The sequence below is a fragment of the Bacillus sp. D48C genome (genome assembly GCF_053345735.1).
Genome location: NZ_JBKFAQ010000001.1, coordinates 885,364 through 908,674, shown reverse-complemented (window position 1 = coordinate 908,674; position 23,311 = coordinate 885,364). Strand labels below are relative to the sequence as shown.

40 protein-coding genes are annotated in these 23,311 nt (G+C 34.5%); 7 read left to right on the top strand and 33 right to left on the bottom strand.

Annotated features, from left to right (window positions below; all coding sequences use genetic code 11):
* Positions 1 to 98 precede the first annotated feature (98 nt).
* The 16 genes from ACLBXA_RS05025 to ACLBXA_RS04950 all read right to left on the bottom strand — a co-directional run bounded on the left by ACLBXA_RS05025 (position 99) and on the right by ACLBXA_RS04950 (position 6,833).
* Complete coding sequence (locus tag ACLBXA_RS05025; protein ID WP_000021509.1) at positions 99 to 407, bottom strand: hypothetical protein; 309 nt, start codon at positions 405 to 407, stop codon at positions 99 to 101.
* Positions 408 to 602, bottom strand: a complete 195-nt coding sequence (locus ACLBXA_RS05020) for a hypothetical protein (protein ID WP_001049407.1) — start codon at positions 600 to 602, stop codon at positions 408 to 410.
* Positions 603 to 1,130: 528 nt separating this feature from the next.
* Positions 1,131 to 1,385, bottom strand: coding sequence for a DUF3947 family protein (locus ACLBXA_RS05015; protein ID WP_000486224.1), 255 nt, complete (start codon positions 1,383 to 1,385; stop codon positions 1,131 to 1,133).
* Between the two features lie 445 nt (positions 1,386 to 1,830).
* Complete coding sequence (locus ACLBXA_RS05010) at positions 1,831 to 2,214, bottom strand: YopX family protein (protein WP_327937726.1); 384 nt, start codon at positions 2,212 to 2,214, stop codon at positions 1,831 to 1,833.
* A 224-nt stretch (positions 2,215 to 2,438) separates the two neighbouring features.
* Entirely contained in the window at positions 2,439 to 2,894 is a 456-nt protein-coding gene (locus tag ACLBXA_RS05005; RefSeq protein WP_098973928.1) for a nucleoside triphosphate pyrophosphohydrolase family protein, read from the bottom strand.
* A gap of 19 nt (positions 2,895 to 2,913) precedes the next feature.
* A complete protein-coding gene (locus ACLBXA_RS05000) occupies positions 2,914 to 3,165 on the bottom strand; it encodes a hypothetical protein (RefSeq protein ID WP_046945297.1) in 252 nt (83 codons plus the stop codon).
* A gap of 25 nt (positions 3,166 to 3,190) precedes the next feature.
* Positions 3,191 to 3,358 (bottom strand): DUF3954 domain-containing protein, encoded by a 168-nt coding sequence (locus ACLBXA_RS04995; protein ID WP_000717826.1) that lies wholly within the window; start codon positions 3,356 to 3,358, stop codon positions 3,191 to 3,193.
* A gap of 19 nt (positions 3,359 to 3,377) precedes the next feature.
* Positions 3,378 to 3,737, bottom strand: coding sequence for a hypothetical protein (locus ACLBXA_RS04990; protein WP_021728087.1), 360 nt, complete (start codon positions 3,735 to 3,737; stop codon positions 3,378 to 3,380).
* Positions 3,730 to 4,008: an AbrB/MazE/SpoVT family DNA-binding domain-containing protein gene (locus ACLBXA_RS04985; RefSeq protein WP_447617120.1), complete on the bottom strand. Its 279-nt coding sequence runs from the start codon at positions 4,006 to 4,008 to the stop codon at positions 3,730 to 3,732. The genes ACLBXA_RS04990 and ACLBXA_RS04985 overlap by 8 nt, the downstream gene beginning before the upstream one ends.
* A 16-nt stretch (positions 4,009 to 4,024) precedes the next feature.
* On the bottom strand, positions 4,025 to 4,219 hold the full coding sequence (locus tag ACLBXA_RS04980; RefSeq protein WP_447617119.1) for a hypothetical protein: 195 nt from the start codon (positions 4,217 to 4,219) through the stop codon (positions 4,025 to 4,027).
* Between the two features lie 2 nt (positions 4,220 to 4,221).
* The gene (locus tag ACLBXA_RS04975; protein WP_447617118.1) at positions 4,222 to 5,085 is read right to left on the bottom strand and encodes an ATP-binding protein; all 864 of its coding nucleotides are present in this window, start codon (positions 5,083 to 5,085) and stop codon (positions 4,222 to 4,224) included.
* Positions 5,033 to 5,920 (bottom strand): DnaD domain-containing protein, encoded by an 888-nt coding sequence (locus ACLBXA_RS04970; protein WP_277617332.1) that lies wholly within the window; start codon positions 5,918 to 5,920, stop codon positions 5,033 to 5,035. Before ACLBXA_RS04970 ends, ACLBXA_RS04975 begins: the two co-directional genes overlap by 53 nt.
* A 6-nt stretch (positions 5,921 to 5,926) precedes the next feature.
* The gene (locus ACLBXA_RS04965) at positions 5,927 to 6,103 is read right to left on the bottom strand and encodes a hypothetical protein (RefSeq protein WP_447617117.1); all 177 of its coding nucleotides are present in this window, start codon (positions 6,101 to 6,103) and stop codon (positions 5,927 to 5,929) included.
* Positions 6,104 to 6,132: 29 nt separating this feature from the next.
* Complete coding sequence (locus ACLBXA_RS04960; RefSeq protein ID WP_000390305.1) at positions 6,133 to 6,297, bottom strand: hypothetical protein; 165 nt, start codon at positions 6,295 to 6,297, stop codon at positions 6,133 to 6,135.
* Between the two features lie 56 nt (positions 6,298 to 6,353).
* Positions 6,354 to 6,554 carry a helix-turn-helix domain-containing protein gene (locus tag ACLBXA_RS04955; RefSeq protein WP_000284332.1) on the bottom strand — a complete coding sequence of 67 codons (201 nt, stop codon included), beginning with the start codon at positions 6,552 to 6,554 and terminating at the stop codon, positions 6,354 to 6,356.
* Positions 6,555 to 6,605: 51 nt separating this feature from the next.
* Entirely contained in the window at positions 6,606 to 6,833 is a 228-nt protein-coding gene (locus ACLBXA_RS04950) for a helix-turn-helix transcriptional regulator (RefSeq protein ID WP_000516834.1), read from the bottom strand.
* A gap of 218 nt (positions 6,834 to 7,051) precedes the next feature.
* Here ACLBXA_RS04950 and ACLBXA_RS04945 point away from each other — a divergent pair, with 218 nt between their 5' ends.
* The gene (locus tag ACLBXA_RS04945) at positions 7,052 to 7,420 is read left to right on the top strand and encodes a helix-turn-helix domain-containing protein (RefSeq protein ID WP_000153812.1); all 369 of its coding nucleotides are present in this window, start codon (positions 7,052 to 7,054) and stop codon (positions 7,418 to 7,420) included.
* Between the two features lie 15 nt (positions 7,421 to 7,435).
* Here ACLBXA_RS04945 and ACLBXA_RS04940 read toward each other — a convergent pair whose 3' ends face one another.
* The 3 genes from ACLBXA_RS04940 to ACLBXA_RS04930 form a co-directional block, all read right to left on the bottom strand.
* Complete coding sequence (locus ACLBXA_RS04940; RefSeq protein WP_000432511.1) at positions 7,436 to 7,564, bottom strand: hypothetical protein; 129 nt, start codon at positions 7,562 to 7,564, stop codon at positions 7,436 to 7,438.
* A 119-nt stretch (positions 7,565 to 7,683) separates the two neighbouring features.
* Positions 7,684 to 7,833 carry a hypothetical protein gene (locus ACLBXA_RS04935; protein ID WP_000719898.1) on the bottom strand — a complete coding sequence of 50 codons (150 nt, stop codon included), beginning with the start codon at positions 7,831 to 7,833 and terminating at the stop codon, positions 7,684 to 7,686.
* A gap of 12 nt (positions 7,834 to 7,845) precedes the next feature.
* The gene (locus tag ACLBXA_RS04930) at positions 7,846 to 8,943 is read right to left on the bottom strand and encodes an AimR family lysis-lysogeny pheromone receptor (RefSeq protein WP_149289976.1); all 1,098 of its coding nucleotides are present in this window, start codon (positions 8,941 to 8,943) and stop codon (positions 7,846 to 7,848) included.
* A 436-nt stretch (positions 8,944 to 9,379) separates the two neighbouring features.
* Between ACLBXA_RS04930 and ACLBXA_RS04925 the strand changes: the two genes are divergently transcribed.
* Positions 9,380 to 9,724, top strand: a complete 345-nt coding sequence (locus ACLBXA_RS04925) for a helix-turn-helix domain-containing protein (protein ID WP_327956432.1) — start codon at positions 9,380 to 9,382, stop codon at positions 9,722 to 9,724.
* A gap of 88 nt (positions 9,725 to 9,812) precedes the next feature.
* Here the strand turns inward: ACLBXA_RS04925 and ACLBXA_RS04920 are convergent, their stop codons facing one another.
* The 3 genes from ACLBXA_RS04920 to ACLBXA_RS04910 are packed head-to-tail and all read right to left on the bottom strand — an operon-like array spanning position 9,813 to position 10,261.
* Complete coding sequence (locus ACLBXA_RS04920) at positions 9,813 to 9,974, bottom strand: hypothetical protein (protein WP_327956430.1); 162 nt, start codon at positions 9,972 to 9,974, stop codon at positions 9,813 to 9,815.
* Entirely contained in the window at positions 9,971 to 10,093 is a 123-nt protein-coding gene (locus tag ACLBXA_RS04915) for a hypothetical protein (protein ID WP_447617116.1), read from the bottom strand. The genes ACLBXA_RS04920 and ACLBXA_RS04915 overlap by 4 nt, the downstream gene beginning before the upstream one ends.
* Positions 10,094 to 10,111: 18 nt before the next feature.
* Complete coding sequence (locus ACLBXA_RS04910; protein ID WP_000503723.1) at positions 10,112 to 10,261, bottom strand: hypothetical protein; 150 nt, start codon at positions 10,259 to 10,261, stop codon at positions 10,112 to 10,114.
* Between the two features lie 162 nt (positions 10,262 to 10,423).
* On the opposite strand from ACLBXA_RS04910, the gene ACLBXA_RS04905 reads away from it, so the two are divergent.
* Together ACLBXA_RS04905 and ACLBXA_RS04900 are read left to right on the top strand one after the other, a co-directional pair.
* Positions 10,424 to 11,554, top strand: a complete 1,131-nt coding sequence (locus ACLBXA_RS04905) for a site-specific integrase (protein WP_447617115.1) — start codon at positions 10,424 to 10,426, stop codon at positions 11,552 to 11,554.
* Positions 11,555 to 11,748: 194 nt separating this feature from the next.
* Positions 11,749 to 12,930, top strand: coding sequence for a nucleotidyltransferase (locus ACLBXA_RS04900; RefSeq protein WP_447617114.1), 1,182 nt, complete (start codon positions 11,749 to 11,751; stop codon positions 12,928 to 12,930).
* Between the two features lie 10 nt (positions 12,931 to 12,940).
* Here the strand turns inward: ACLBXA_RS04900 and ACLBXA_RS04895 are convergent, their stop codons facing one another.
* A complete protein-coding gene (locus tag ACLBXA_RS04895) occupies positions 12,941 to 13,978 on the bottom strand; it encodes a SepM family pheromone-processing serine protease (protein ID WP_000476296.1) in 1,038 nt (345 codons plus the stop codon).
* Positions 13,971 to 14,762, bottom strand: a complete 792-nt coding sequence (locus ACLBXA_RS04890; RefSeq protein WP_000662584.1) for a patatin-like phospholipase family protein — start codon at positions 14,760 to 14,762, stop codon at positions 13,971 to 13,973. The genes ACLBXA_RS04895 and ACLBXA_RS04890 overlap by 8 nt, the downstream gene beginning before the upstream one ends.
* A gap of 113 nt (positions 14,763 to 14,875) precedes the next feature.
* Here ACLBXA_RS04890 and ylbJ point away from each other — a divergent pair, with 113 nt between their 5' ends.
* Positions 14,876 to 16,105 (top strand): sporulation integral membrane protein YlbJ, encoded by a 1,230-nt coding sequence (gene ylbJ, locus ACLBXA_RS04885; RefSeq protein ID WP_098578245.1) that lies wholly within the window; start codon positions 14,876 to 14,878, stop codon positions 16,103 to 16,105.
* Here ylbJ and coaD read toward each other — a convergent pair.
* Together coaD and rsmD are read right to left on the bottom strand one after the other, a co-directional pair.
* Positions 16,097 to 16,588 carry a pantetheine-phosphate adenylyltransferase gene (gene coaD / locus ACLBXA_RS04880; protein WP_000200601.1) on the bottom strand — a complete coding sequence of 164 codons (492 nt, stop codon included), beginning with the start codon at positions 16,586 to 16,588 and terminating at the stop codon, positions 16,097 to 16,099. The genes ylbJ and coaD overlap by 9 nt on opposite strands.
* Positions 16,585 to 17,151 (bottom strand): 16S rRNA (guanine(966)-N(2))-methyltransferase RsmD, encoded by a 567-nt coding sequence (rsmD, locus tag ACLBXA_RS04875; protein ID WP_001266977.1) that lies wholly within the window; start codon positions 17,149 to 17,151, stop codon positions 16,585 to 16,587. The genes coaD and rsmD overlap by 4 nt, the downstream gene beginning before the upstream one ends.
* A gap of 498 nt (positions 17,152 to 17,649) precedes the next feature.
* Here rsmD and ACLBXA_RS04870 point away from each other — a divergent pair, with 498 nt between their 5' ends.
* Positions 17,650 to 18,039: a DUF7147 family protein gene (locus tag ACLBXA_RS04870; protein WP_000616017.1), complete on the top strand. Its 390-nt coding sequence runs from the start codon at positions 17,650 to 17,652 to the stop codon at positions 18,037 to 18,039.
* 54 nt (positions 18,040 to 18,093) lie between these two features.
* On the opposite strand, the gene ACLBXA_RS04865 is transcribed toward ACLBXA_RS04870, so the two are convergent.
* The 6 genes from ACLBXA_RS04865 to ACLBXA_RS04840 all read right to left on the bottom strand — a co-directional run bounded on the left by ACLBXA_RS04865 (position 18,094) and on the right by ACLBXA_RS04840 (position 21,619).
* Positions 18,094 to 18,360, bottom strand: coding sequence for a YlbG family protein (locus tag ACLBXA_RS04865; RefSeq protein WP_002082261.1), 267 nt, complete (start codon positions 18,358 to 18,360; stop codon positions 18,094 to 18,096).
* A 126-nt stretch (positions 18,361 to 18,486) separates the two neighbouring features.
* Positions 18,487 to 18,939, bottom strand: a complete 453-nt coding sequence (locus tag ACLBXA_RS04860) for a YlbF family regulator (protein ID WP_000634361.1) — start codon at positions 18,937 to 18,939, stop codon at positions 18,487 to 18,489.
* A gap of 114 nt (positions 18,940 to 19,053) precedes the next feature.
* Entirely contained in the window at positions 19,054 to 19,626 is a 573-nt protein-coding gene (locus ACLBXA_RS04855) for a histidine phosphatase family protein (protein WP_000134944.1), read from the bottom strand.
* 76 nt (positions 19,627 to 19,702) lie between these two features.
* A complete protein-coding gene (locus ACLBXA_RS04850; RefSeq protein WP_001200990.1) occupies positions 19,703 to 19,948 on the bottom strand; it encodes a YlbE-like family protein in 246 nt (81 codons plus the stop codon).
* 12 nt (positions 19,949 to 19,960) lie between these two features.
* Positions 19,961 to 20,398, bottom strand: a complete 438-nt coding sequence (locus ACLBXA_RS04845; protein ID WP_001143333.1) for a YlbD family protein — start codon at positions 20,396 to 20,398, stop codon at positions 19,961 to 19,963.
* 186 nt (positions 20,399 to 20,584) lie between these two features.
* Positions 20,585 to 21,619, bottom strand: a complete 1,035-nt coding sequence (locus ACLBXA_RS04840) for a CAP domain-containing protein (RefSeq protein WP_000735371.1) — start codon at positions 21,617 to 21,619, stop codon at positions 20,585 to 20,587.
* 204 nt (positions 21,620 to 21,823) lie between these two features.
* Between ACLBXA_RS04840 and ACLBXA_RS04835 the strand changes: the two genes are divergently transcribed.
* Positions 21,824 to 22,189, top strand: coding sequence for a YugN family protein (locus ACLBXA_RS04835; protein ID WP_001160945.1), 366 nt, complete (start codon positions 21,824 to 21,826; stop codon positions 22,187 to 22,189).
* A 44-nt stretch (positions 22,190 to 22,233) separates the two neighbouring features.
* Here the strand turns inward: ACLBXA_RS04835 and ACLBXA_RS04830 are convergent, their stop codons facing one another.
* Entirely contained in the window at positions 22,234 to 23,232 is a 999-nt protein-coding gene (locus tag ACLBXA_RS04830) for a formamidase (RefSeq protein ID WP_000535802.1), read from the bottom strand.
* Between the last annotated feature and the right edge of the window lie 79 nt (positions 23,233 to 23,311).

The following is a 23,311-nucleotide window of genomic DNA, read 5'->3' as shown; positions in this document are numbered from 1 at the left end:
ATCATACATATGTTATATATGAAAAAGTGACTCTGTTTTATAAAAAGGCGGTTGCGGAAACAACCGCCTTTTTATTTATGACAAAATGAAATTTTTGTTTAGCTTTCGATATCTTCTAATGAAGCTAACACTTCAGATGCTTTATTAAACACCGATTCATCAGTAACTGGTACGAATAACGGAATCCCTTCTCCTACAAACATCCCAAACACAAACGATGAATCTTCATTATCTATAACTAGGTAAACTGGCATTTCAAATCCATAGATAACATGTGTAATTTGAAGTGTTCCGTCTGGTTTATTTTCTTGATCCGATACATCGATTACATCTATTTTTGAAACCTTGTATTTCTTACCCTCCAAAATAACTACAGCATTTGTGAAATCTTTATCAAAAATACTCATCTAATCCTCCTCGAGTTCCGTAACAGTTATATAGTTCCTAGCGTTCTTCCGATTCGCTATTCTCCTTTGATACGCTGGTCTTGTATAAAAACGAACCGTTGCAGGAAGTACGCCCATATAATTAGCGCATTCCTGTATAGTTCCGATACATAGCAATGATTCACCTTTATAAACGACGTACTCCTTTAAATTCATTTCTCAGTCTCCTTTTCTACTAAAATGAAGTTTTTATTAAATACATAAAAAATTTTTCAACCTTCAACATACAGGATTTATGAATTAAATCTAGTAATATATAATTTATCTCCATGTAAAACTTTATCCTTAAATTTTTTTAAAAAGGCCTACCCTCACAACAGGCCTTTTTAAAAGGGGGTTTTACTAAAATGGCGTTTTTATATAAAAATTTTTCACCTTTTAATCAGACAAGCATATGTTATTGTATGGAAACACTCCATTCCATAAGTTCAAACCTTTTAAACTAGGGGCACACTTATATGTGTGCTCTCTTTTTTATTTATTTTCAAATAACGATTTGTAAAAAACTTCATACCCTTAAGTCTGACAGCATATATTATTGTGTAGGGCACTCCACAGTCCATACGTTCAAACCTTTTAGTCTAGGAGCACACTAAAATGTGTGCTCCTTTTTATTTACTTTGAAATAGTGTTTTCATTAAAATAAATAAGTGTTCATCAAACAATTGCTTCTGTGACTATTTACTATAAATAATATATAGTTTCGTATGGTAACATTGAAAAAGGTATTCTATACTGTGGAATATACATTGGATAATAATATTGCAATGTATGATAGTAAGGCTGCATACTTTGTTGTACTTGCATCTCTTGCTGTGCTTGTAGCGCTTGTAGCTGAGCTTGTATAGCTTGATGTACAGCCTGAATTGTACTTTGCGAAGGACCCTGCCCACCTACAGAACGCATTTGCGTTTCATTATAAAAATAACCTTGAAACAATTTTATTCACTCCTTTGTAAATATCTTTATTTGTCATCTTTCATACTATGAATATCTATTTAAAGTTGATAATTGGTGAAACTTTATACCTTATTACTTCCTAACCTCTCTATATTAAATAAAGATTTTATAAAAAACGCACCTATACTAGAAACCTACATAAAATAATCATGATCAACTCAGAAGTAGTCATTGAGCGCCTTTTATGGCGCTCTTTATTTGTAATTAAATAAGAATTTTGTTTAAGTATTAATAAATTTCTTCTGGATAGAGCACTCTATAACCAAAAAGGAGTAATCATGAAAACCTTAAAATATACCGCACTTTTATTCGGCTGGATTATATACGCATCATTTTTGTATGCAATATTCTTTTTATGATTACTCTTTCTATACATAAGTCTAAAATTTATAAAACACTTTAATTTTCCATCTTCTCAAAATAACTATTTTGTCCAATTTTCTAACAGCTCTCTATTCTCGTAGATATTCCCCTTTATATGATTTAGGTTTAATTCACTCCACAACAACTCAGCATGATCTATTCCGTTGCAAATCCACCAAGAACCTTCCCTTTGCTTAACTACTCCTGTAAATCCATGTTTTTCTGATATACGGTCATAAAATTCTTGATATACAATATCACCTTCATAGATATCATTTCCGTATACATCTTTTTCTCCTGTATATTGCATCAATGAGGAGTAATATCTATCCTCATTCCCGCCATGTTTCAAAGTATCTCTTAAACTATGGAAATCTAAAATTTCTTCCCAGCTATACATAATTTGAAGTTCTTTCCCAAATAAACGATACTTGATCTCACACATATCTCATTCCCCTTTTCGATTAAAATAACGCTTTTGTTACAAATCACCGGTTCCTTAATCCCACTCAACATCCACATCTAATTCTTTAGTTGTAAATTCCTCACCACAATTCAGACACTTCCATTTTGTAAGACCCTTTTCAACCAAACTCATTTCATTACAATCAGGGCACACTCTATCTCCCACTCTAATCACCGGCTTTCTTATAAAATTCAAATTTTGTCTTACTTTACATCTACACGTGCTTGACTTGCTTCTCTACTAAAACCATCCGGATATCTTTTAGCTAATTTCGCAATATTCATTTGAGCGATATCTTCTAAGGTATATCCCATTTCGTGGGACATGATCGAAATGTAGTACAAGATGTCTCCCAACTCTAAAGCGATTTTATGCGTATTCCCTTCTTCTTCTCCTGGACAATGAGCCGGATCAAATCCATGACCGTGGAAAATAGCTTTTTTTACAATATCAGCGACCTCACCAGCTTCTCCCGAAAGTCCTAATGCTGCATTTAAAACACGTCCACCAAAATCCTGATTTGTATTCCATGTACGTAATGCCGCTTCTTGATATTGATCTAATTCACAAATTTGATTGTCGTTCATTACAGCTTGTCCTTCCTTTGATTTACTAATTAATTTAGTTACTTCCAAAACACCGTTTTTCATTGATTTCATTTTGATTTCCCCTTCCTATTTAGCAAATACCTAATCCTATTGGACGATTTTCAATTAAATACTTATCAGCCTGATCTATTACAAGAAGCGCAACTTCCGCTTGGTGTCTCCTTAACGCTTTTGCCATCTTTGGCAAGCTCATACCTTGACTCCACATTTCACGAAAACGTACTACATCTCTTTCATCCCAAATGAAGTTAGCTTCTTCTAAAGCGATGTATATTTTTAAACGTGATTCCTTCATCGCTTCATGATTTCTTACTACACTCATAAGCGAACCTACTTTCTAAAAATGATTATTTTATCTTTTCAGTAAACTTAGTATCCACACGATCAACTTTACCGTTTACCCAAACTGCAACTTGCTCACCGAATCCGCTCATTGGTGGATTTACTGCCGTTACATTTCCATCCTTCACTATTAAAAGTTTGTTGCTGCTAACATCAATTTCTATTTTTTTCATATGTCCCTCTCCCTTTTTACTACCGCATGTACTCGACAACATCAGGTTTGAATCCACTTCCTAAGTAAATCCGTACCGGAATTATTTCTTTTTTATCCCTTGCTGCCTTACACAATTCTTCAGCCGTATCCCAATTAAAAAACTTATCTACAGCTCGCTGGAATCTCCAAATTGCCATTACATACTGTTCAAAGATGTCATAACGATCATCTTGTTTAGTTGTACGTGGTAACTCATCCGTGCACTTTGCATTCTTTGGAACTTGGACACGTACATCTGCATATGTAACTCGTCCCATTCCTCTTTTCACATTTGCTTTCATTACATCAAATTCACAAATTGCTGGCTCAACATCGAAAATATTCAATTGTTTAGCCATGTTCCTTCACACTCTTTTCAAGAGAGTTGAGTAACTCAAGTGCCCCTTCCTTACTCAAAAACATTCGGCCTCCTAATAATTCGATGTTGGAATCAGATATTTTACCTGTTACAAAACATGACTTTTCTGGTTTTCTTAAAACCATGTTTTCTCCATCAACATGAAAGCCTAAGGCTGTCCCTTCAGCAATACCTAAGGCCCTGCGTAATTCAACTGGAATTACTACTCGCCCTAGCTCGTCCACTTTTCTTACAACACCTGTATTTTTCATAACTTTCTCCCCCTTGTTAACTTACTTTTTGTTGTTGATTCCGTTGCAACTCTTGTTTCATTGATTCAAATTTGATTAACCATGCTTGCCAACGCTTATCGTTTTCTTCTTGCTGTTGCTTGGCTAATTCACAGTTACAACCGTTCGTTTCAATCACACCTGGATAAGTTTCTTTACGAATAATTCCTGTACCATGACATAATGCACACATGCTTATTCCTCCTTTTTGAAGTTACGCAAACTGTAATTTTCACCGTTCATTTTTAACACTTGAGTATCTTCCATAATCCGACTAAACTCACGCTCTCCATACATTTTAGCTAACTCCATAACTCCAAAATTTGTTGTAAATAAGTTTGTTCTGCCTAGCCTACGCTCGAGAATATCCTTTGTTTTCGTTTTCTTCCAGGTAACTCCCTCAGCATCTTTTTCCGTGAACTCAGCTCCAAAGTCATCTAACACAAGTACATCCACATTTGCGAGAATAGACATTAGCTTGTCCTCTGTTAATTCGCTATTTTTGTTCCATGTAGATGTAATTTTTGTGAAGAGTGCATTCATTTCAATAAACATTGCACTGTAGCCTTTTCTCATAATTTCTTTTGTAGCTGCTACACATAAATGACTCTTTCCGACTCTATAGTTACCTGTAATTACAATGCTTTCTGACTTGTTAGGATCAAAGTTTATAGCAAAATCCATCATTACTTCTTTAGCCTTTGCTAATTCTTTTGTAGGCGGTTCATAGCTATCAAATGTTGCTTGCTTCAACTTAGGATTTATAAGGCTGTTATCTGAAAACGAATCGTATAAATGAATAATTTCGTTCTTCTTCTTAATGGCCAATGTTTCTTTTGCAAGTTGCTGGTCCTCTTGCTCTACCGATCTACATTGTGGACAAAACTCTTCATTCGTTTTTGTATCTATCAGTAAGCGTTTATTACAAACGTCTTTAATTTTGTCTTTTCCGACTAAGAAAATATTTGTACATCTATTAGGAGACAACATATAACTTTGAGCAAATTTACTCAAAATCGTATTTTTCGATGAAGCTACTGTTTTTCCTAACGCTTGCATTGTTTTTCTCTCCTTTTTTACCTTTGTTTTTAAACTCTATTTCTGCTGCATTAACATCAGCTAAAGTACGAATGTTTTTGTTAACCCACTGTTTTAAAATCCCTTCAGCATAATTCCATTTCTTCTGCTGTTTCAAAGCACGTTCCATAGCTGCCTGTACAAGTTCCTCGCTCGTATCGTTTACCCATTGCGAAATACTTTCGGCTATGAATGAATTTAAAATTCCGAAATTATTTTCGTAGAAAGAGAAGATGCTACTACTACTACTACTACTTACATTCTCTGTAGTATTCTTTGTAGTAATCTCTGTATTTGTCTTTACTTTAAAGTCAGGAGCTTCATTACTTTCATGTGAAGAGGTACCTGATTTTGAAGTAACTACCCTCTTTACTTCAAAGTCAACAGGGTCTTCTTCGACTTGTTGATACATACTTGATATGCTTTTTATTTCACTTACTTTAGGCTCAACGAACATTACATTATTTAAAGTGATTTCATTTACAATAATTGTTCTAAATTCGATTACGATTAAGTTCATATCCACTAATAAGTCACAAGCTCGTTTGACTTGTAGTTTTGAAAATCCAAATGTTTCTGCTAATTGCTGATAACTCTTTTGTAACTTATCTGATTTGAATTTTTTCTTGTAAGTAACCTTGCCAGTATATTCATCTCGAATAACTGTAGGACGATACCAATAGACGATTTCACTCAATACCATAATTGCTACAATGTGAGGCTTACCATTACTAAAAGTGATGTAATTAAACCATTCATGATCCACTACATTACCTTTGAAATTTAATCCACCAATTTCAGTTACTACGTTTGCCATAAATATTTACCTCCTAATACAAACTGCCACATATGCTTGTCCACTTTTGATTATTCGTTGAATTTCATAATCCGGATAACCAACTTTGAGATACTGTTCAATCATTTCCTTTAATTCGCCCTTGCTCTCTGCTAAGTTCCAGAATTTATTAGGTAATAGCACTTGATATTCAGTTAAACGCATGTACTATTTCCCTACTTTCCGTGATATACTTATAACAAGTGTTTTTTCTTAAAGGACCCACTGCCATGGGTCTTTTTATTTTGTTCTACGTCACTCCAAGCCCATTGTTTTATTGGCTCATAAGTGATGTAAAGCAACCATGAACCGCATGCGATTAACATTGCAAATATGACTAATGATGTTGTATCTTCCACTAAATCACCTCCTTATTTATCAAACGGTAATTTTGTTAAAAATCCGAAATTTAATTTTAACTAGCATTTGCTCCCACCTTTTGTGCTTCTACCCATTTAAGAAAATCTTCCGCTTTAACCCGTTTACTTTTTCCAATCACAATTGTTGGGAAATCCTTTCTCTTCATAAGTGCATATGCCGCTGATCGAGAAATATTTAAGAATTCTTGGACATCCTCTGCTTTCAGTGAGAATGGTAATTGTTTTATTTGGTACATGTTTTTAGCTCCTTTTCGTTTTTTATTTAAGCCATCCTACAATTGAACTTTTTAAAATAAAGTTTGATTTTCTTGAACTTCAACACCTAAAAAAAGATTATATATGTCTTCTTCTAATATTTGCGCTATTTGCATTGCATCATCTAATGTTGGAGTTGCGTAGCCAGTTTCCCAATTACTGATTACCGTTTTTTGTTTATTTATCAATGCTCCTAGTTGTTCCTGGGTAAAATTTTTACGTTTGCGAGCTTTAATTAAATTATGTCGTTTCTTTCCCATGATGACACCTCCTAAAATCCAACTTTCTTGAACTTGTTACACTCATTATATATCCAAGTTTTTTGTACTGTCAATAATAATATTTGAGTTTTTTGGATTTTTAAACAAAATTTTAAAAAACTAATGCAAAACTTTTACAAACAAAGTACAATTTAATTGTACTTTCAAATTAGAAAAACAGTTTACAGTTTTGGATATAATATATATGGGGTGAATTTATGACTATTTTAGGGCAGAGAATAAAACTTTCTAGAAAGAAACGTGGATTAACACAAGATGCATTAGCATTAAAAATAAAAGAAAAGTTGGATACGGAAACTAAAGTAACAAAAACTACAATTTCTAATTATGAAACAGGCTATAGTTCACCATCTAATGAAACTTTAGTTATCATTTCAGATGTATTAAACGTATCTGTCGATTATTTATTAGGCCGATCTGATGATCCGGAATTAAATGCAGTTCAGTTCACTGAATTAAGAAAAGAATTTAACGAACTAATTGACATGTTAGAAAAAATGCCAAAAGAAAAACAAGATATGTTACTGGATATGATGAAGGCTGCTGTAGGCCATAATAAAAAATGATTGTCAGCAATTGGGCTAACAATCATTTTTTTCTTTTTTTACTATATTTTTTATATTCTCTACCAATTTTTTTTCATTCTCATCTGTAGTTAATGCTCCTAATTTTAACATTTCCCATAAAGTGCTCTCTAGTACATTTTCCATCTTTGGTTCCCCCATCATCCTTAATTATTCAAAAATATCAAATTGTAGAAAATGAATAACCCCTTAAACGTACGAAATGCCATTGCACCCTTAGATGCAATGGCATTTCAATTTATTTGTTATCCTAAAGTACCTGGATCCATTTTCATTAGTTGTACTTCTTTTACTTTTCCTGTTGCTTGATTATCTTTAGTTGGTACCGAACTAATCGATAACACTGATAATGCGAGCGTACATGCAATAACTACACTAGCAATTATTTTTTTCATTCTCACTGTCCCTCACTTTAAGATATCAAAAATTTTTATGTAGAATAAGTTTCCATCCTTTAAGAACCGGTGATATGCCTTTTTTCTCAATTCTTCATCATTCATCGCAATCGATAAATAAAAATCTTGAGTTGCAGTTCGATTGCTGATTTGATTTAATATTTTGCAAGCTTCACTGTTCTTGTTTTGACGAATACACTGTAACGCAATTTCAGCGTCGTCATGTATATACTCTAATTTTACAGGAATATTATGAATAATACAACAGAAAGCAGTTGTATTTTCCACTAATTTTCTTTTTAGTAATGATTTGTTATTCTTAATCTTTCTTAATTCTGAAAGTGATAATTCAAAAAAATACAATGCTTTATCAGGATTACTGAAAATATAACTCTCAGCAAAAATACTAAGTGCTGTAGCTTTCAATAAACGCGGAATCTCTTGTTTCTCTAGTACATGCTGTAATAATTCCCTTGCCGTTTTTACTTCGTCTTGCATTAAACTTGCATATGCACAGATTATATTTAATTCCACTTCGTTTAATGTCTTTTCTAAGCCTTTTGGCATTTCATCAATTTTCTCCTGTATAATTCCTTGGAGAACAGTTAATACATTATATGCCCCTAAATCAAAATAACCATATATACTTAAGGTATTCACAAGAATATTCACACCTGTTTTATTTAAATTCACTTTTGTACGTAATGTTTCAATTTCTTTAAGAAACGCTCCCGATCTCAATGATTGAGTTTGTCTATCTAAACAAACTCGGAATATATCTCTATAATTATTAGTTACAGATTGTTTATAATCGTCCTCAACAAGATCATGAAGTAATTCTGTATAACCTGACTGATATAAATAATACATTGCAGTTCTTATATCAGCTTCTTTATCTGTATACTTTAAAAATTCTTGAACCACTGCCATCTTCTGTTCTTCAGAGTCAAGACCACTCAATATCTTAACTAATTTTGCGAAAGTCATAGGTACTTTTCCATTCAATGTTTTCCATAAATTTGACTGTGATAAATTTGTGATTTTAGAAAGCTTTACTGAATTTAATTCATCATCTAAAACAATATTACTTAAACTAGATACTTTATTCATAACGAAGCCTCCTTTGAACGCGAGACACCTTCCCTGAACTTTCTCAATAGAAAAACTATACCATTCAAGTTTTTTTAAAGCTTATATGTTATACTTGTGCTGACTCATGGCAAGTATTTTCCCTACCGTATTAGGGGAACAGCATAAGAGTGGCTGCACACTACTTTTGCTGCGCTATGGGTCTTTTTTGTTCTTATTTTTATATTTAAAATCAGTTTATCACAAGATTTAGAATCTTCCATTCAGTTTGTTATCGAATCATGTTGAGAAAGTTTTTTTTGAAAATTTCTTTTTCACTAAGAATATTTTACCATTAAAGGAACACTTGTTCTAGTTTATTTTTAAATAAAGTCCAAAAAATTAAGCAAATATAACATTTAAGGCAAATTACTTGGTATATATAGTCTAAAAATAATGCCTTATTTATAATAAAGGCATGAATACATTTGGAGAAAATTTAAAAAAATTTAGGAATGCTCGCACTTTAACACAAGCCGAATTCGGTGATAAAGTCCAATTAAGCCGTAGTCAGATTAGTAATTTGGAAACTAATTTTAATGAGCCGGATTTGGATTCGTTAGATCGTATCGCATCATTTTTTGATATCTCAGTCGATACACTAATGGGCCGGAAATTCACGACAAGAGAAAAGCACTTAGAAAATGTTCTCGATGAAATTCAAACGGTTTTCGCAGGCCTGGATGAATCCCAACGAGAACAATTCTGTAAACAACTCAAGTTTTACACGCAATTCTTAAACGAGAAAAAAGAATTGTTATGAGTCGATTGTAGTAGAAAACATTTCCAATCGCAACGGTAAAAATTAACAAATTTTATCAACAAAAAAAGAGAGCGTTATGCTCTCTTTTTTATATTCCTGTGCCTGGATCTTTTATGTATCCGCCACCTACACCAGGATCATATATACCCACTCCACCACCTGGGTCTTTTGTATATCCTCCACCTGGATTCGGATCATACTTCAATTGACTTCCTCCTAAACCTCCTGGATCAAAATTATCTCTTCTCATTTTCTAAAACCTCCTGGTTCTTTTCGCCATCCTCCACCTGGATCAGTTGTATACCCACCACCAGGTCCTGGGTCAGAAATCATCTTTGAACCACCAGGTTCTTTTATGTACCTTTTCATTTCGTAATCCCCCTTTTCTTACACACCTATACTTGGACCAGTAATTGTCTTCCAACCCGTCCCGGGGTCTTCGTTGCATTTCCAGCCACCGCCGCCTGGTTCATTGTGCCAACCTACACCAGGGTCAGTAACTTTATGCCCACCAGGTTCTTTTGTGAATTCTCCCATTTTTTATCCCCCTTTCTTTTTGTATATAAATATTGTAGCTCACTTGTTGTATATCTGTAAATTTCCTTTTACAGAAATTAGGCTTACATGCTATCATTTCTTATACCACTACCACATATCACAGCTTGTATCTAGAAAACGATTATGACGAGGTGAAAAATCATGGCATACTTTCGTAAACGTGGTGAGAAGTGGTCTTTTACCATGGATGTCGGCAAAGACCCTATCACAGGTAAACGGAAACAAGTCACTAAAGGTGGCTTTAAAACAAAGAAAGCTGCTCAAGAAGAAGTGGCAAGAGTAACAAATGATTTAGCAAATGGAGATTACGAGAATAGTGATATTCGCTTTTCTCAGCTCGTAGAAATCTGGATGCAAGAGAAAGAATCATCATGTAGACCGTCAACATTGTATCAATACAAACGCATTCTACGCTCACGTGTTATGCCTGAATTTGGTGAAAAGAGATTATCAGATATAAAACCATTGACTGTTCATAATTTTCACCAGAAGCTACTTAAAGAGGGTCTAACTACGAAATACATTTCATCTGTTGATGTTATGTTAAAACAAATCCTCGATAAAGGCGTAGAACTAGAAATGATTAACTCTAATCCTGCTAAGAAAGCTAAACGGCCTAAAGTTAAAAAGAAATCGCAAGCTAGTTGGACAGTTGAACAAGCCATGAAGTTTATGGAGTATGCAAAAATACAAGGAAGCTATTATATTGCGTTTGTTTTAGCGTTGCATACAGGCATGCGGATCGGAGAAGTATTAGCTTTACAGTGGGATGATATTAATTTAAAAAACAAGACTATTCATGTACAAAGAACATTAACGCTTGTTGATGGAAAGTATGAATTAGGTGAGACAAAAACTGAAGCATCTAATCGTATAATCCCGATGACAGAAGAATTAATGGGAGAGTTGTTAGAATATCAAAGTCATAAGAAGGAGAATTTTTTCGGCTTATTAATTTGCACAAGAAATAAAAAAATCGTGCATCCATATACGATACGCTACCAAATGAAAGCTTTGTGCGAAGCAATTGACGTACCGTATATTAGATTCCACGATATCCGAAGAACGTTTACAACTATTTTAATCGATTCTGGCGCAAATGCAAAGGTTGTTTCAAAATTGCTTGGTCATACAAATGTTTCTACAACTTTAAATATTTACACTGATGTTTATGAAGAGCGTCAAATTGAAGTAACTGAAATGCTAGGAAATGTATTAAAAAGTGGTCGAAGTGGTCAAAATGTGGTCATCGTTGAAAATGAAGAGGATTAAAACCCGTATAACAAGTGGTATAATGCATTTATAGTGTAAGTTTTTTCTTTACACTATAATGAAGTCATCATAGTAAATAATATATAGAGTATCACGTTTTTCAAAAAGATGCTACATCGAAAGGAGAGATTACCATAAAAGCTGGTGGTATTGTTGTTGAATATAACCCTTTTCATAACGGTCATCTTTATCATGTGCAACAGACAAAAAAGTTAACACAATCCGATATAATAATTGCCGTTATGAGTGGTCCTTTTTTACAGCGTGGTGAGCCCGCACTCATTTCCAAATGGTATCGCACTAAAATGGCCTTAGCAAACGGCATAGACCTTGTTGTAGAGCTTCCATACGTCTTTGCAACACAAAAGGCTGAAACCTTCGCAAATGGTGCTATTTCCATTTTAAATGCCCTACGTGTTTCTGAAATTTGTTTCGGTAGTGAGGATGGACAAATCAAAAACTTTTATAATACCATCTCCGTACAAAAAAACGAAGAAGAGACTTTTAACTGCCTTGTAAAACAATTCATGGACGCTGGTAATAGTTATGCAAAAGCAACATCAGATGCTTTCTCACACATTTTAACATCCGAAAACAACATTGATATGTCACAACCAAATAATATTTTAGGCTTCCAATATATGAAAGCAATTCTGTCACAGAATAGTTCTATACAAGCTCAAACTATACAAAGATTTGCCTCTCATTATCATGATGAAACATTTAATGACCAATATATTGCAAGCGCGACAAGCATCCGAAAACAACTCTTTAGCGAAGAAGGATCATTTACAACAATTGAACCTTTTCTCCCACAGGCAACCACTTCGCTTTTAGCAAATTACAAACAAAACTACGGGATATTACATAATTGGGAACAATACTTTTCATTTTTTAAATATAAACTCATGACGATGTCTCCAGGGGACTTACGACATATATATGAAATAGAAGAAGGTTTAGAGCATCGTATTTTATCAAAAATACAAAACAGTTCCTCCTTCTATTCATTCATGGAAGCATTAAAAACAAAACGTTATACATGGACTAGATTACAAAGAGCTTGTACACACATTTTAACAAACACAACAAAAGAGGAAATACGTAGCGCAAATATAGAACAACACGCACCATATATCCGCCTGTTAGGCATGTCACAAAAAGGACAAACTTATCTTTCAAAAAACAAGAAAAAAATCGAACTTCCAATCCTTACTCATACAAAAACATTTGACCATGCCGCTTTAGATATAGAGAAAAAAGCAAACTCTGTATATTTCTCCATCATGCACGAACCGTTACGCACGCAACTATTAAAACAGGATATAACACACCATCCTATTCGCTATGATGAAACAACTACAAAATTCCTATAAAAAAACCTCTCTATTTCAGAGAGGTTTTTTCCTTATCCATCTTTTCTAAATATGTTAACGCATCATCCAGCGTATCCACTGGTATAATTTTCATTTTTGTTTTAATATCCTTTGCAGTCTCAAGTGCATCTTTATAGTTCGATTTCTCCGCACCTTTTTCATTTGGCGCAAAGAACACTTCAGCCCCGGCATCGCTAGCAGCCACCACTTTTTGATTTATACCACCAATTGGGCCCACTTCTCCTTTTTCATTAATTGTACCTGTTCCAGCTATCTCATGTCCTTTTGTTAAGTCTTCTTCCACAAGTTGATTATATATTTCTAATGTAAACATTAAACCTGCGGATGGTCCACCAATTTCATGAGAATTAATTTTCACTTTCGGATCGACCACTAATTCTCTTTCCGTAACGATAGAAACACCTATACCGACACGTCCATTTCCATTAGGAATCGTCTTTACATTTAAATTTTCTTTCAATTGTTTTCCATTTCTCATGTACTCAATACTTACAGCATCGCTTTCTTTTTTCCCAGTCATATATTCAATAAATTGCTCCGTCTTTTCAAATGTTTTTCCGTCAACAGCTATAATAACATCACCAAGCTTAAGCTTTCCTTCTGACGGCATTCCTTTTGCCACACCAGCAACTAATACACCTTTATTTTCAAAAGAAACAGAGCGATTTGCACGTTTATATGCATTATAAATTGCGGCATTTTGTGAATCTTTCATCGCATAATTTTGGCGAAATTGATATTCTTCATCACTCTCACCTTTTTGCAATATTTCTTCCGCTTTCGAAATATGTGTATATTTATTAAACTGTGCCGCTATTAAATTCACCACATTTGCTGGCCCCATTGAAACCGTAACAAGCATAAAATCACCAGATTCTTTCGTTCCACCCTCAACTTGAACGTAAGGCTCTAATTTGGCAGCCATTCCTGGTTTTGTTACATAATACGGTAAACGTACGTAAACAAGTAACATCGCCAATATAACCCCTATTAAGATTGCATATATAAACCGAAAACGCTTAAACATTATGTTTCTCCTTCCACTGCTCAATTAATAAATAAATATTTGAAACATGTTTTTCCGCTTCTACTTCTCCAACTCGAATAATGTCTTCAATGTTCGTAAAAGCACGTGAACTAAATTGCTCTACAGCTGGTCGCATCATTAAATCCGATGCAATTTGCCGATTCATTACAAGCTCATGCTGCATAATTTCAATACTTTGCATGATTACGTCATAAATGGACGTAACATCTCCATTCACCTTAATTGGAGATACATCAACAGCGATAACAATATCGGCCCCTAACTCTTTCACAACCGATACTGGGATGCGATCAATAACTCCACCATCCACTAATAATCGTCCATCTATTTTTTCTGGTACAAACACTCCAGGAACAGATATGCTAGCCCTAACCGCATCTGCAACTGGCCCACTTGTAAAAACCACTTTTTCCCCCTTCAGTATGTCAGTAGCCACAACAGCCGTCGGGATATCTAACTCTTCTAAATTTTTATTATATGTAAACATTTTAATCATATCTTTGACACGTTTTCCAGCAATAAATCCCATTTTTGGTACCGTGAAATCTAAATAATACTTCCGCTTAAAAACAGATGCCAATTTATACAATCTTTCAACGTTACTACTTGCCGCATAAAACGTACCTATTAGCGCCCCCATACTACTTCCTGCAATCATATGAATAGGGATATCCGCTTCCCTTAAAACCTTTATTACACCAATATGAGCAAACCCTTTCGCTCCTCCAGACCCAAGCGCTAAACCAATCTTTGGTTCTTTCATTTTTCTCACCCTTTAATTTTTTTCATTCCTTTTTCATACTTATGGTCTAAATTCACTACGTATCCACGTATACTGAAATGAACGTTTTTTGGGACAAAGGGGGATTTACTTACATGTATGAAAAATGGAAAACCGCTTTCCTTACCATATCAACGCTATTTTTAACCTTTTCTCTTGTACTCCACCCCCAAGCCGCTTTGCAAGCTTCTATTCGCGGGTTAAATATATGGTGGGAAGTTGTATTCCCTTCACTACTACCGTTTTTCATCATTGCAGAACTTCTAATTAGTATCGGTGTTGTAAAATTTATTGGCGTTATATTAGAACCACTCATGCGCCCACTTTTTCGCGTTCCAGGGATAGGTGGATTTGTTTGGGCCATGGGAATGGCTTCTGGTTTCCCTGCAGGCGCCAAATTAAGCGCTAGACTACGAAAAAGCAATCTTTTAACTCAGATTGAAGCGGAGCGCCTCGTTTCTTTCACAAATTCTTCTAATCCACTTTTTATTTTCGGTGCTGTGTCTATCGGTTTTTTTAATAATCCGAAATTAGGAATTATATTAGCGGCTGCCCATTATTTCAGTAACTTTGCCGTCGGATTTATTATGCGTTTTTACGGACATAATACCGCTTACAAAAATAATACACACACTACAAAAAAACGCCGCTTTCAAAACCCTTTTTTAATTCTTCACGAGACGCGCTTACAAGAAAAAAGGCCAATCGGTAAATTACTTGGGGATGCTATCGTTTCTTCTATTCAAACATTACTTATGATTGGCGGATTTATTATTTTATTCTCTGTGTTAAATAAAATGATTACTGTATTCCACATTACAGCAGCTCTTTCTTTTATTATGCAACATATTTTATCATTCTTCCAACTAAGTACGGATTTTAGTATACCTATATTATCAGGTATTTTCGAAATGACACTCGGAAGCCAAATGATTAGTCAAATAAATGAAACACCGCTCTTACAACAAGCTATGGTAACAAGCTTCATTTTAGCATTTAGCGGTCTTTCTATTCAGGCACAAGTTGCTAGCATATTAGCTGAAACAGATATCCGATTTAAACCCTATTTTTTCGCACGAATTATTCAAAGTATTCTTGCCCCTATTTTTACATTTGTATTTTGGACACCATTTTATGAGAAAGTGAGTTCTTTCTCACCTATACCAAAAGATATTCCTGTATTTTTATCCAAGCATCCTTCTATACTACATGAAATTTGGACATCTTTTATACATTACGGACCAATTTTTACATTATTTTGTCTATACTTATATATTATTTTATTATTTTTGCGCACGTATAAAGAAAAACCCCGTTCACTTTAACGGGGTTTGAAACTTTTCTTTTAAAGCACGCTCCACAATAGGAGGTACAAGATCTACTACACTTCCTCCATACCTCGCAACTTCTTTCACAATACTCGAGCTTAAAAATGAATATTGGTTGTTTGTCATAATAAAAAATGTTTCAATATTTTCATCTAATTTTCGATTCATAGAAGTAATTTGCATCTCATATTCAAAATCAGAAACTGCTCGTAAACCACGTAATATTGCATTTGCATTACGCATTTTTGCATACTCTACTAACAGCCCACTATGCGAATCTACTTTTACATTCGGGATATCCTTTGTCGCTTCTCGAATTAGTTCTAATCGCTCTTCAACTGAAAAGAATGGTTTTTTTGATGAATTGTTTAAAACGACTACGTACACCTCATCAAATACTTTTGCTCCCCTTTTAATAATATCCAGATGCCCAAGGGTAATTGGATCAAAACTTCCTGAAGAAATAGCTATACTTGTCATTCTGTCCCCTCACCTTCATACTTATAAATCGATATTGCAGTAATCCCATAATTCTCAGCTCGTACTTTCACAAGCCTGCCTATTGAATTAGGTAAAACCACATCATTACCATGCTCTGCCATAATTAATCCATCACTATGCAGCAATCCATGTTGATCCATTACACTAATTAAAGATACAATTTTTTGCTCTTTATATGGAGGATCTATTAATATAAGATCGAATGACATTTCACGTTTTATTAGCGCCTTTACTGCACGTTCCGCATCATTTCGATATACTTCAGCTTGTTCCTGTATTCTACAACTTTCTAAATTTTGATGAATTACTTTTATCGCTTTACTATCCCTATCAACAAAAATCGCTTTATCGATCCCTCTGCTCAAAGCCTCAATTCCAAGACCACCACTACCACCAAATAAATCAAGGGCAATACCACCATCAAAATAAGGACCTATCATATTAAAAATAGATTCTTTTACTTTATCTGTCGTTGGACGTGTTGTATTACCAGGAACCGCTTTAAGTGGGTGTCCTTTACATTTTCCTGAAACTACTCTCATCTGTTGTCACTACCTTTATTTCAATCTATCGAGCGATTATACAAAGCCATTCCCACTTCGGTAACCGTTAACAAATTACATTCACCTAAATATCGGAAAACTCACCATCAAATAACCGCTCATTATTTTTATGTATTCATCTCATCATTCACTAATATGAATCCAATATGTATATTAGTTCCACTTTATCTTTTTTATCCTATCACAAAATAAAAAAAAGAAAAATAAAAAGCCCAACATAAAATTTAATTTCATTATGTATATCTTCATTTAGATTGGACATAAATAATTATAACAACATCACCTTCGATGTTGTTGCCAACCGCGGAGAAGACTTACGTTTCCCCATAAGTTCTTCCTCCGGTTTCTCCTCTCCCTTTTCCTTCTTACTAGTACATGCTAGTATAAGAAGGGCCCTGCTATGCAGGGTTTTTTTTCTTTGTGTGCTTTTCATTTAAAAAGTGAAATGGTACAGTAAAAGAAAGAGGAGGAAAAAATATGATTCAACGCTTTATAGAACTCGGAGAAGGCTACTCTGATTTATATGAATTACTTGAAATTGCCAAAACAAATCAAGAACGTATAGCACATATGTTACAATTTGAAACGATAAAAAACGATAAAAAAGTGTGTTCGCTTGTTGTAATATTAAAACCAACTACTACTGGTGATTTCCAACCATTATACATATGTCGTGAAGGCATTCCTGTATTTGAAAATAAAAAAAGTAAACGTGTCATTTTATTTGAAGAAACGGCAGAGCAACTCGGAAAAAAAGTGGCTACTTTTACTGTAAAGCCATCTACAACTTTCCCAGAAAAAGAACTATTTTTTAATCATTTAATTGGCATTTTACGAATGAACAATTTCATTCCTCCGATGAAATAACACTTTATTTCAATTAAAAAATCCCCCGCTAAACTTAGCAGGGGATTTTTTCTATTAGCTATAATCGTATTCTTTTGCTCGATCAGGACGGGAATTTTCAAATTCCGTTTTTAAATACGGGCGATACGACTGTTCTATCTTTTTCACAAAAGGAAGTTTGTTCAACTTATGCATCATATGCTCAATTTGTTCCATGTCACAATATACTACAGCATATTTTAATCGTTTTGATATGTAATGTATGTTACCATATTTCCTTAAAATCTTGGCATGTTTCAATGAATGTAAATAAACAATCATACTTTGTCGTTGCCCGAACATAATCTTCTCCATCTTCTCCTTTTAAAAACATATATTTTATATTCTATGAAAACCAATCAGAAATTTATAACATTACAGGACAAACTCTGTATACGTTTTCTTCCAACTTCTAAAAAACGGGGTACATCACCCCGTTTTTTTACAACCACAACCTCCGCCAGTACCACAACCTCCACCACAGCCACCAGCATCAAAGAATGGATTTCCTGTTGGTACTTTAATGGAAGAAGACACTTCCGAACCGATTGCTACACTAACTTCATCTAATAACTTCTGCAAAGCAGTTTCTGCTCTTTTAAAAGCTGCAACCTTATCATGTAAGTCCACAGAACGCTTTAATTCTCTCATTTTCATTGATACGGTAGTGTAGTCAGGATGGTATTTTCCAAAACGCTGTACTTCCTCATACCGTTCTTTCATCGCTGTAAATTGCTGAATTAACGTCTGAAGTTCTATATCTTCATGTAATTCTCTATAATACTTACGATAATCTTCTGCTATATCTGAACAGATAATCGCTTTTGCAAGCTGCTCTGCCTTATCTAATATTAATACGCTTTCTAGCGTCGCTACAATCATGAGAGACACCTCCGAGTATCCATCATACCACATTTAGATTAGAACTACTAATTGAAGTGACTTACTCAAAAGAAAGATATAATGAAACTATTTTCACACTATATCCGTACACACTTATACATTAATATGTTCCGCTATATTATATTTAAGAACATCCCATTTCCCACTATTTTGTTTCACATAACTAATACACGCATTTTTTAATGGTGTCTTAAATGTAATTTCATCTGGTTCAATGGCATGTAAAATTGCTTTTATCGCGTGTGAGTGAGCAACAATAATAATACGTTTGCCAAAATGAGTTGTTGCAACATCTTCTAAAGCAGCAAAGCAACGAGCTACAATCTCTTCATCTTGCTCCATACCTTCTACTTTACCCTCAGCAATCAACTCTCTAACAGTCGCAACTGGCTTCCCTGAAGCTTCTCCAAAATTCCGTTCAACAAATCGATCATCTAATAAAATCGATTGTAATCCAGCCGCCTTTGCGATTTCATTAGCCGTTTCTTGCGCTCTAATTAACGGGCTACTTATAATGATATCCCACGTTTCTTCTTGTAAAGCAGCTGCACTTTGACTCGCTTGCTTCTTACCAACTTCATTAAGCGGAATATCTTCTCGCCCCTGAATAATTTCTTGAAAATTCCAATCAGTTTGTCCATGTCGTACTAAACAAATTTCCGTCATGCTGCAACTCCTTTTTAAATAATCAATCTCTATTGTAACAAAAGTTCTGCATGACGGACATATTTTTCACTTGCAATTAGGTTGCATTTTGTTGCTTCATATACTGAAACATATCAATCATGATCGAAGCAACAGCCAATTGATTTTGAAATTTTTCCACTTTATCTGGTATTGTTTTTTTGAAATGTTGCATCGCCGCTAACTCAAAAGCCTCTTTTTCTTCAGGATTTCGTGTTAATTTTCTATACCAGTACGGTTGCTCTCTAATATAGCGAGATAAATCCTCATCAGCCTTTATAAACTCCATAATTTCTGCTCTCATCATCTTTCCCCCCTAATCCTTTTGAAAGAAAAACGGGTTATTTTCTGAAGTACTTTGTTCTTGCTGCGTACGGTTACCTTGAAATTGCTGAATAACTTGTTGCACGCTCCCAATAGCACTCGTCACATTGGCTAAATGGTTCTGCATTTGTTCCACGTCCAACTTTTTAAAAAAAGAAAGCATTTGCCCCATCACATCAGCAGTTTTTTCCTCTTCAGTTCGATTATCTTTTTCTTTTTTATTTTCTTTTACCGAAGAAAACGCAGGCGCTCCATCCGGTCTATAAGTTGCCCATATTGGATCTTCTTCACCAAGTAAGTACCATTCTTCATAAAATTGTTGCCAAGTTTTGTGACCATTTCTAACCTCATGAACCATTTTAGGGTGATGGTTTACAAATTCTTTAAACTGTTGAACCGATGGATGTAACGGCCCTTTTGTTGTTGGCATAATCCTCACCTCTCCATGTATATCTACTATATAGTAAGAAAAAAAAGGCACATGGTTCGCCTATTTTCAGACGATTCATGCACCTTTTTTTCTGCTATTTGCATACGGTCAGATTCCCACCTACAATTCAGTGAATACGAAGTAACTAATTAGGTGATGTAACACCCCACCGCTTACAGTTTCGCTTTATTTTCGAATAAAGTTTTGTGTATAAAATTTATCGTATACACCAACACCTAATCCTGTAAATTGTTCATTTAATAAATTCTTTCTATGCCCCTCACTATTTAACCAACCTTGCACTGCCGCAATTCCATCACTATGTTGCGCCGCTATGTTCTCACCAGCAAGTTGAAATCCTACTTTCCCGCGCTGCAATCGATCTCCTAGCGTACCTAATGTAGGTGAGTCATGAGAAAAATAATTATTGTCTTTCATATCTTTACTGTGACCAACAGCAACATCTGCTGTTTCCTGATCCCATGTTAATAATGATAATTTATGACGACTTCGAATGATATTTGTTAAATCAAAAATTTGTTGCATATTCCCATTTTCTACTTGTTTTATTTTTTCTGGAGTCAATGGTTGTTCTGCTATTAATTCACCTGAATAAACGAGCTGATACGGTCTTTGGCGTAATAATGTTTCATCATCCATATAACGAACACCCACAAGCTCATGTGTAAATTGATCAAAATACAATTGCGCCCATCCATCTTCTACAGGTATTAACGGTTGTTCCATGACTTCGGTATCAGATAGTTCAAATTGATAACTATTTTTCCCTCTTTTTAACGCAATTTCATGCGAAGGCGGACTTTTTTTATATACTTCTTCATATTTTTCATTTATATAATAAGGTGGAACCTTAACTTGTTCACCAGCAGCATACGCCGTTACAACTTTACGTTCAGAAACTCCAAATTGAGCATACTGAGTTAAATCCTGATTGTATACCCACCATTCATATCCGTATGCAGACGGCTCTATTCGAGAGGGTTCTCCCCACTTCGCCAATAAATTTTCAGAGTCTTCACCAATCATATTTAAAACAGTGTCTGAGGAGTCTTCCTTAATTTGCTTTTTCTTTTTCACAATTTTATTTTCTTGCTTTGATTGAGATGGGGTTAATATATATTGTGAAACGAGTAATTTTCCGTATAAATCAACAGCTAAAATTAAAAATGTAATCATTACGATACGCAATAATTTCTTCAAACGATATACCTCCTGAACAAAACATAAAATTGAGATATACACAAATCCTTTTCTTTCTTTTTGTGTGTACCGTACTCTTTTCACTATATCATATTTTCGTGAAAAAAGTCTGGATTATCCCTTTTCTCTCAATATGAATTGCACTTTCTTATTATTCATACTATTATAAAAATAATGGTGTAACATTAAAAAAGGAGGTATTATATGCAATTTACAAATACGAAATTTAATGGAGCCGTCGTTGAATTAACTCTTTTAACTGAAATCATGGAAAACAACCACTTCGTACTTGCTGGACAGTGGGATTATGAACGGGTTACATACGATTATAAATTTGAAATATTAAAGGATATTTATTATTTGCGAGTGCAAGGCGTTGCTGTTGAAGGTGACATTGGCAGTAGACACGCTGAAGTAAAACTACTCCCTCCCTTATTAGGAAAACATTATTATCCTCACGGCGTTGAATATGGCGATGATGAGACTTTCCCAACGAATGTACTTCAAAAAAGTGAACAACTCCTACAAAATGTCGAAAAAGAGTTAAAGGAACTTCAAATTATTGATTAACAAAAACAAGCGCATCAATATGATGCGCTTGTTTTTTCCCTCCCCTAAGAATGAATCGTTTTTTTTACTGGATATCCATAAATAGATCCATCTTTTACTTTAATCTCATCTTCCCAAGGAACCTTATATTTACCTTCAGCTAAATCTTTTACAAACGTATATGGATTTTCTTTCACCCCACCAGGAGTTGCTACATATCCTCTTGAACCTAGATTATATATATTATTTTCTAATCCCCATCCTAATCTAGCCTGATCTGCTAGTTCTGGATATACTTCAGCAGTAACAATCTCCCAAGGATTTCGATGCCCCTGTACTAAAGTAGTCCCATCAAAATTACATACTTGTCCTTCACCAAAGTAATAAAATACACCATCATAACCCGCTAAGTTTACCGACAATGTATACATTAAATTCTGCCATGCATTTGAACGATTGGTTAGCATCCATTGTTCACTAACTTGTGTGCTATACCCAGAAATACGAATCAAGACATTTGCACCTTTATAGGCCGCTTCACGAGCTACTTCAGGGAACATGCCATCATGACAAATACAAACAGCTAATTTACTTCCTCCAGGTCCATCACAAACAGGTAAGCCTAAATCTCCAGCTTTCCAAGGCTCGACTGGCACCCAAGGATTTAGCTTACGATACTTCAAAATCATTTCACCTTGTGGATCAATAATAACTGCTGTATTATATGGCTCTCCACCATCAGGGTTTTTTTCCATTATTGAAAAAACACCATATACTTTAGATTCCTTACATGCCTCAGCAAATAAGTCTGTTTCTGGCCCAGGCACTGTACATAAAAATTCTTCTGTAGTCCATTTTTTTGTATTGAGCCCTTGTGTACTATATTCAGGAAATACTATTAATTCTAATCCAGGATAACCTGATTTGGTCGAATGAATTGTTTTTATGATTTGTTGAATTTGTTTATCAATGTCCGCACGTGACTCTACTACTGGTACTGGATATTGAATTAGTGCTGTCAAAAAACCACTAATCGGCTTTACCATACTTCCACTACTACCCATTAAAATTCCCCCTTAAAATAGTTCGTGTTTATTAAAGATAACAATATATATTTGTAACTCTCTAAAAAACTTGCACTAC

Excerpts from the sequence above, each read along its gene's own strand:
- ACLBXA_RS05025 (WP_000021509.1), bottom strand. The coding sequence starts at position 407 with ATGAGTATTTTTGATAAAGATTTCACAAATGCTGTAGTTATTTTGGAG.
- ACLBXA_RS05020 (WP_001049407.1), bottom strand. The coding sequence starts at position 602 with ATGAATTTAAAGGAGTACGTCGTTTATAAAGGTGAATCATTGCTATGT.
- ACLBXA_RS05010 (WP_327937726.1), bottom strand. The coding sequence starts at position 2,214 with ATGTGTGAGATCAAGTATCGTTTATTTGGGAAAGAACTTCAAATTATG.
- ACLBXA_RS05005 (WP_098973928.1), bottom strand. The coding sequence starts at position 2,894 with ATGAAATCAATGAAAAACGGTGTTTTGGAAGTAACTAAATTAATTAGT.
- ACLBXA_RS05000 (WP_046945297.1), bottom strand. The coding sequence starts at position 3,165 with ATGAGTGTAGTAAGAAATCATGAAGCGATGAAGGAATCACGTTTAAAA.
- ACLBXA_RS04995 (WP_000717826.1), bottom strand. The coding sequence starts at position 3,358 with ATGAAAAAAATAGAAATTGATGTTAGCAGCAACAAACTTTTAATAGTG.
- ACLBXA_RS04990 (WP_021728087.1), bottom strand. The coding sequence starts at position 3,737 with ATGGCTAAACAATTGAATATTTTCGATGTTGAGCCAGCAATTTGTGAA.
- ACLBXA_RS04985 (WP_447617120.1), bottom strand. The coding sequence starts at position 4,008 with ATGAAAAATACAGGTGTTGTAAGAAAAGTGGACGAGCTAGGGCGAGTA.
- ACLBXA_RS04980 (WP_447617119.1), bottom strand. The coding sequence starts at position 4,219 with ATGTGTGCATTATGTCATGGTACAGGAATTATTCGTAAAGAAACTTAT.
- ACLBXA_RS04975 (WP_447617118.1), bottom strand. The coding sequence starts at position 5,085 with ATGCAAGCGTTAGGAAAAACAGTAGCTTCATCGAAAAATACGATTTTG.
- ACLBXA_RS04970 (WP_277617332.1), bottom strand. The coding sequence starts at position 5,920 with ATGGCAAACGTAGTAACTGAAATTGGTGGATTAAATTTCAAAGGTAAT.
- ACLBXA_RS04965 (WP_447617117.1), bottom strand. The coding sequence starts at position 6,103 with ATGCGTTTAACTGAATATCAAGTGCTATTACCTAATAAATTCTGGAAC.
- ACLBXA_RS04955 (WP_000284332.1), bottom strand. The coding sequence starts at position 6,554 with ATGTACCAAATAAAACAATTACCATTCTCACTGAAAGCAGAGGATGTC.
- ACLBXA_RS04950 (WP_000516834.1), bottom strand. The coding sequence starts at position 6,833 with ATGGGAAAGAAACGACATAATTTAATTAAAGCTCGCAAACGTAAAAAT.
- ACLBXA_RS04945 (WP_000153812.1), top strand. The coding sequence starts at position 7,052 with ATGACTATTTTAGGGCAGAGAATAAAACTTTCTAGAAAGAAACGTGGA.
- ACLBXA_RS04940 (WP_000432511.1), bottom strand. The coding sequence starts at position 7,564 with ATGGAAAATGTACTAGAGAGCACTTTATGGGAAATGTTAAAATTAGGA.
- ACLBXA_RS04935 (WP_000719898.1), bottom strand. The coding sequence starts at position 7,833 with ATGAAAAAAATAATTGCTAGTGTAGTTATTGCATGTACGCTCGCATTA.
- ACLBXA_RS04930 (WP_149289976.1), bottom strand. The coding sequence starts at position 8,943 with ATGAATAAAGTATCTAGTTTAAGTAATATTGTTTTAGATGATGAATTA.
- ACLBXA_RS04925 (WP_327956432.1), top strand. The coding sequence starts at position 9,380 with ATGAATACATTTGGAGAAAATTTAAAAAAATTTAGGAATGCTCGCACT.
- ACLBXA_RS04920 (WP_327956430.1), bottom strand. The coding sequence starts at position 9,974 with ATGAGAAGAGATAATTTTGATCCAGGAGGTTTAGGAGGAAGTCAATTG.
- ACLBXA_RS04915 (WP_447617116.1), bottom strand. The coding sequence starts at position 10,093 with ATGAAAAGGTACATAAAAGAACCTGGTGGTTCAAAGATGATTTCTGAC.
- ACLBXA_RS04910 (WP_000503723.1), bottom strand. The coding sequence starts at position 10,261 with ATGGGAGAATTCACAAAAGAACCTGGTGGGCATAAAGTTACTGACCCT.
- ACLBXA_RS04905 (WP_447617115.1), top strand. The coding sequence starts at position 10,424 with ATGGCATACTTTCGTAAACGTGGTGAGAAGTGGTCTTTTACCATGGAT.
- ACLBXA_RS04895 (WP_000476296.1), bottom strand. The coding sequence starts at position 13,978 with ATGTTTAAGCGTTTTCGGTTTATATATGCAATCTTAATAGGGGTTATA.
- ACLBXA_RS04890 (WP_000662584.1), bottom strand. The coding sequence starts at position 14,762 with ATGAAAGAACCAAAGATTGGTTTAGCGCTTGGGTCTGGAGGAGCGAAA.
- ylbJ (WP_098578245.1), top strand. The coding sequence starts at position 14,876 with ATGTATGAAAAATGGAAAACCGCTTTCCTTACCATATCAACGCTATTT.
- coaD (WP_000200601.1), bottom strand. The coding sequence starts at position 16,588 with ATGACAAGTATAGCTATTTCTTCAGGAAGTTTTGATCCAATTACCCTT.
- rsmD (WP_001266977.1), bottom strand. The coding sequence starts at position 17,151 with ATGAGAGTAGTTTCAGGAAAATGTAAAGGACACCCACTTAAAGCGGTT.
- ACLBXA_RS04870 (WP_000616017.1), top strand. The coding sequence starts at position 17,650 with ATGATTCAACGCTTTATAGAACTCGGAGAAGGCTACTCTGATTTATAT.
- ACLBXA_RS04865 (WP_002082261.1), bottom strand. The coding sequence starts at position 18,360 with ATGTTCGGGCAACGACAAAGTATGATTGTTTATTTACATTCATTGAAA.
- ACLBXA_RS04860 (WP_000634361.1), bottom strand. The coding sequence starts at position 18,939 with ATGATTGTAGCGACGCTAGAAAGCGTATTAATATTAGATAAGGCAGAG.
- ACLBXA_RS04855 (WP_000134944.1), bottom strand. The coding sequence starts at position 19,626 with ATGACGGAAATTTGTTTAGTACGACATGGACAAACTGATTGGAATTTT.
- ACLBXA_RS04850 (WP_001200990.1), bottom strand. The coding sequence starts at position 19,948 with ATGAGAGCAGAAATTATGGAGTTTATAAAGGCTGATGAGGATTTATCT.
- ACLBXA_RS04845 (WP_001143333.1), bottom strand. The coding sequence starts at position 20,398 with ATGCCAACAACAAAAGGGCCGTTACATCCATCGGTTCAACAGTTTAAA.
- ACLBXA_RS04835 (WP_001160945.1), top strand. The coding sequence starts at position 21,824 with ATGCAATTTACAAATACGAAATTTAATGGAGCCGTCGTTGAATTAACT.
- ACLBXA_RS04830 (WP_000535802.1), bottom strand. The coding sequence starts at position 23,232 with ATGGGTAGTAGTGGAAGTATGGTAAAGCCGATTAGTGGTTTTTTGACA.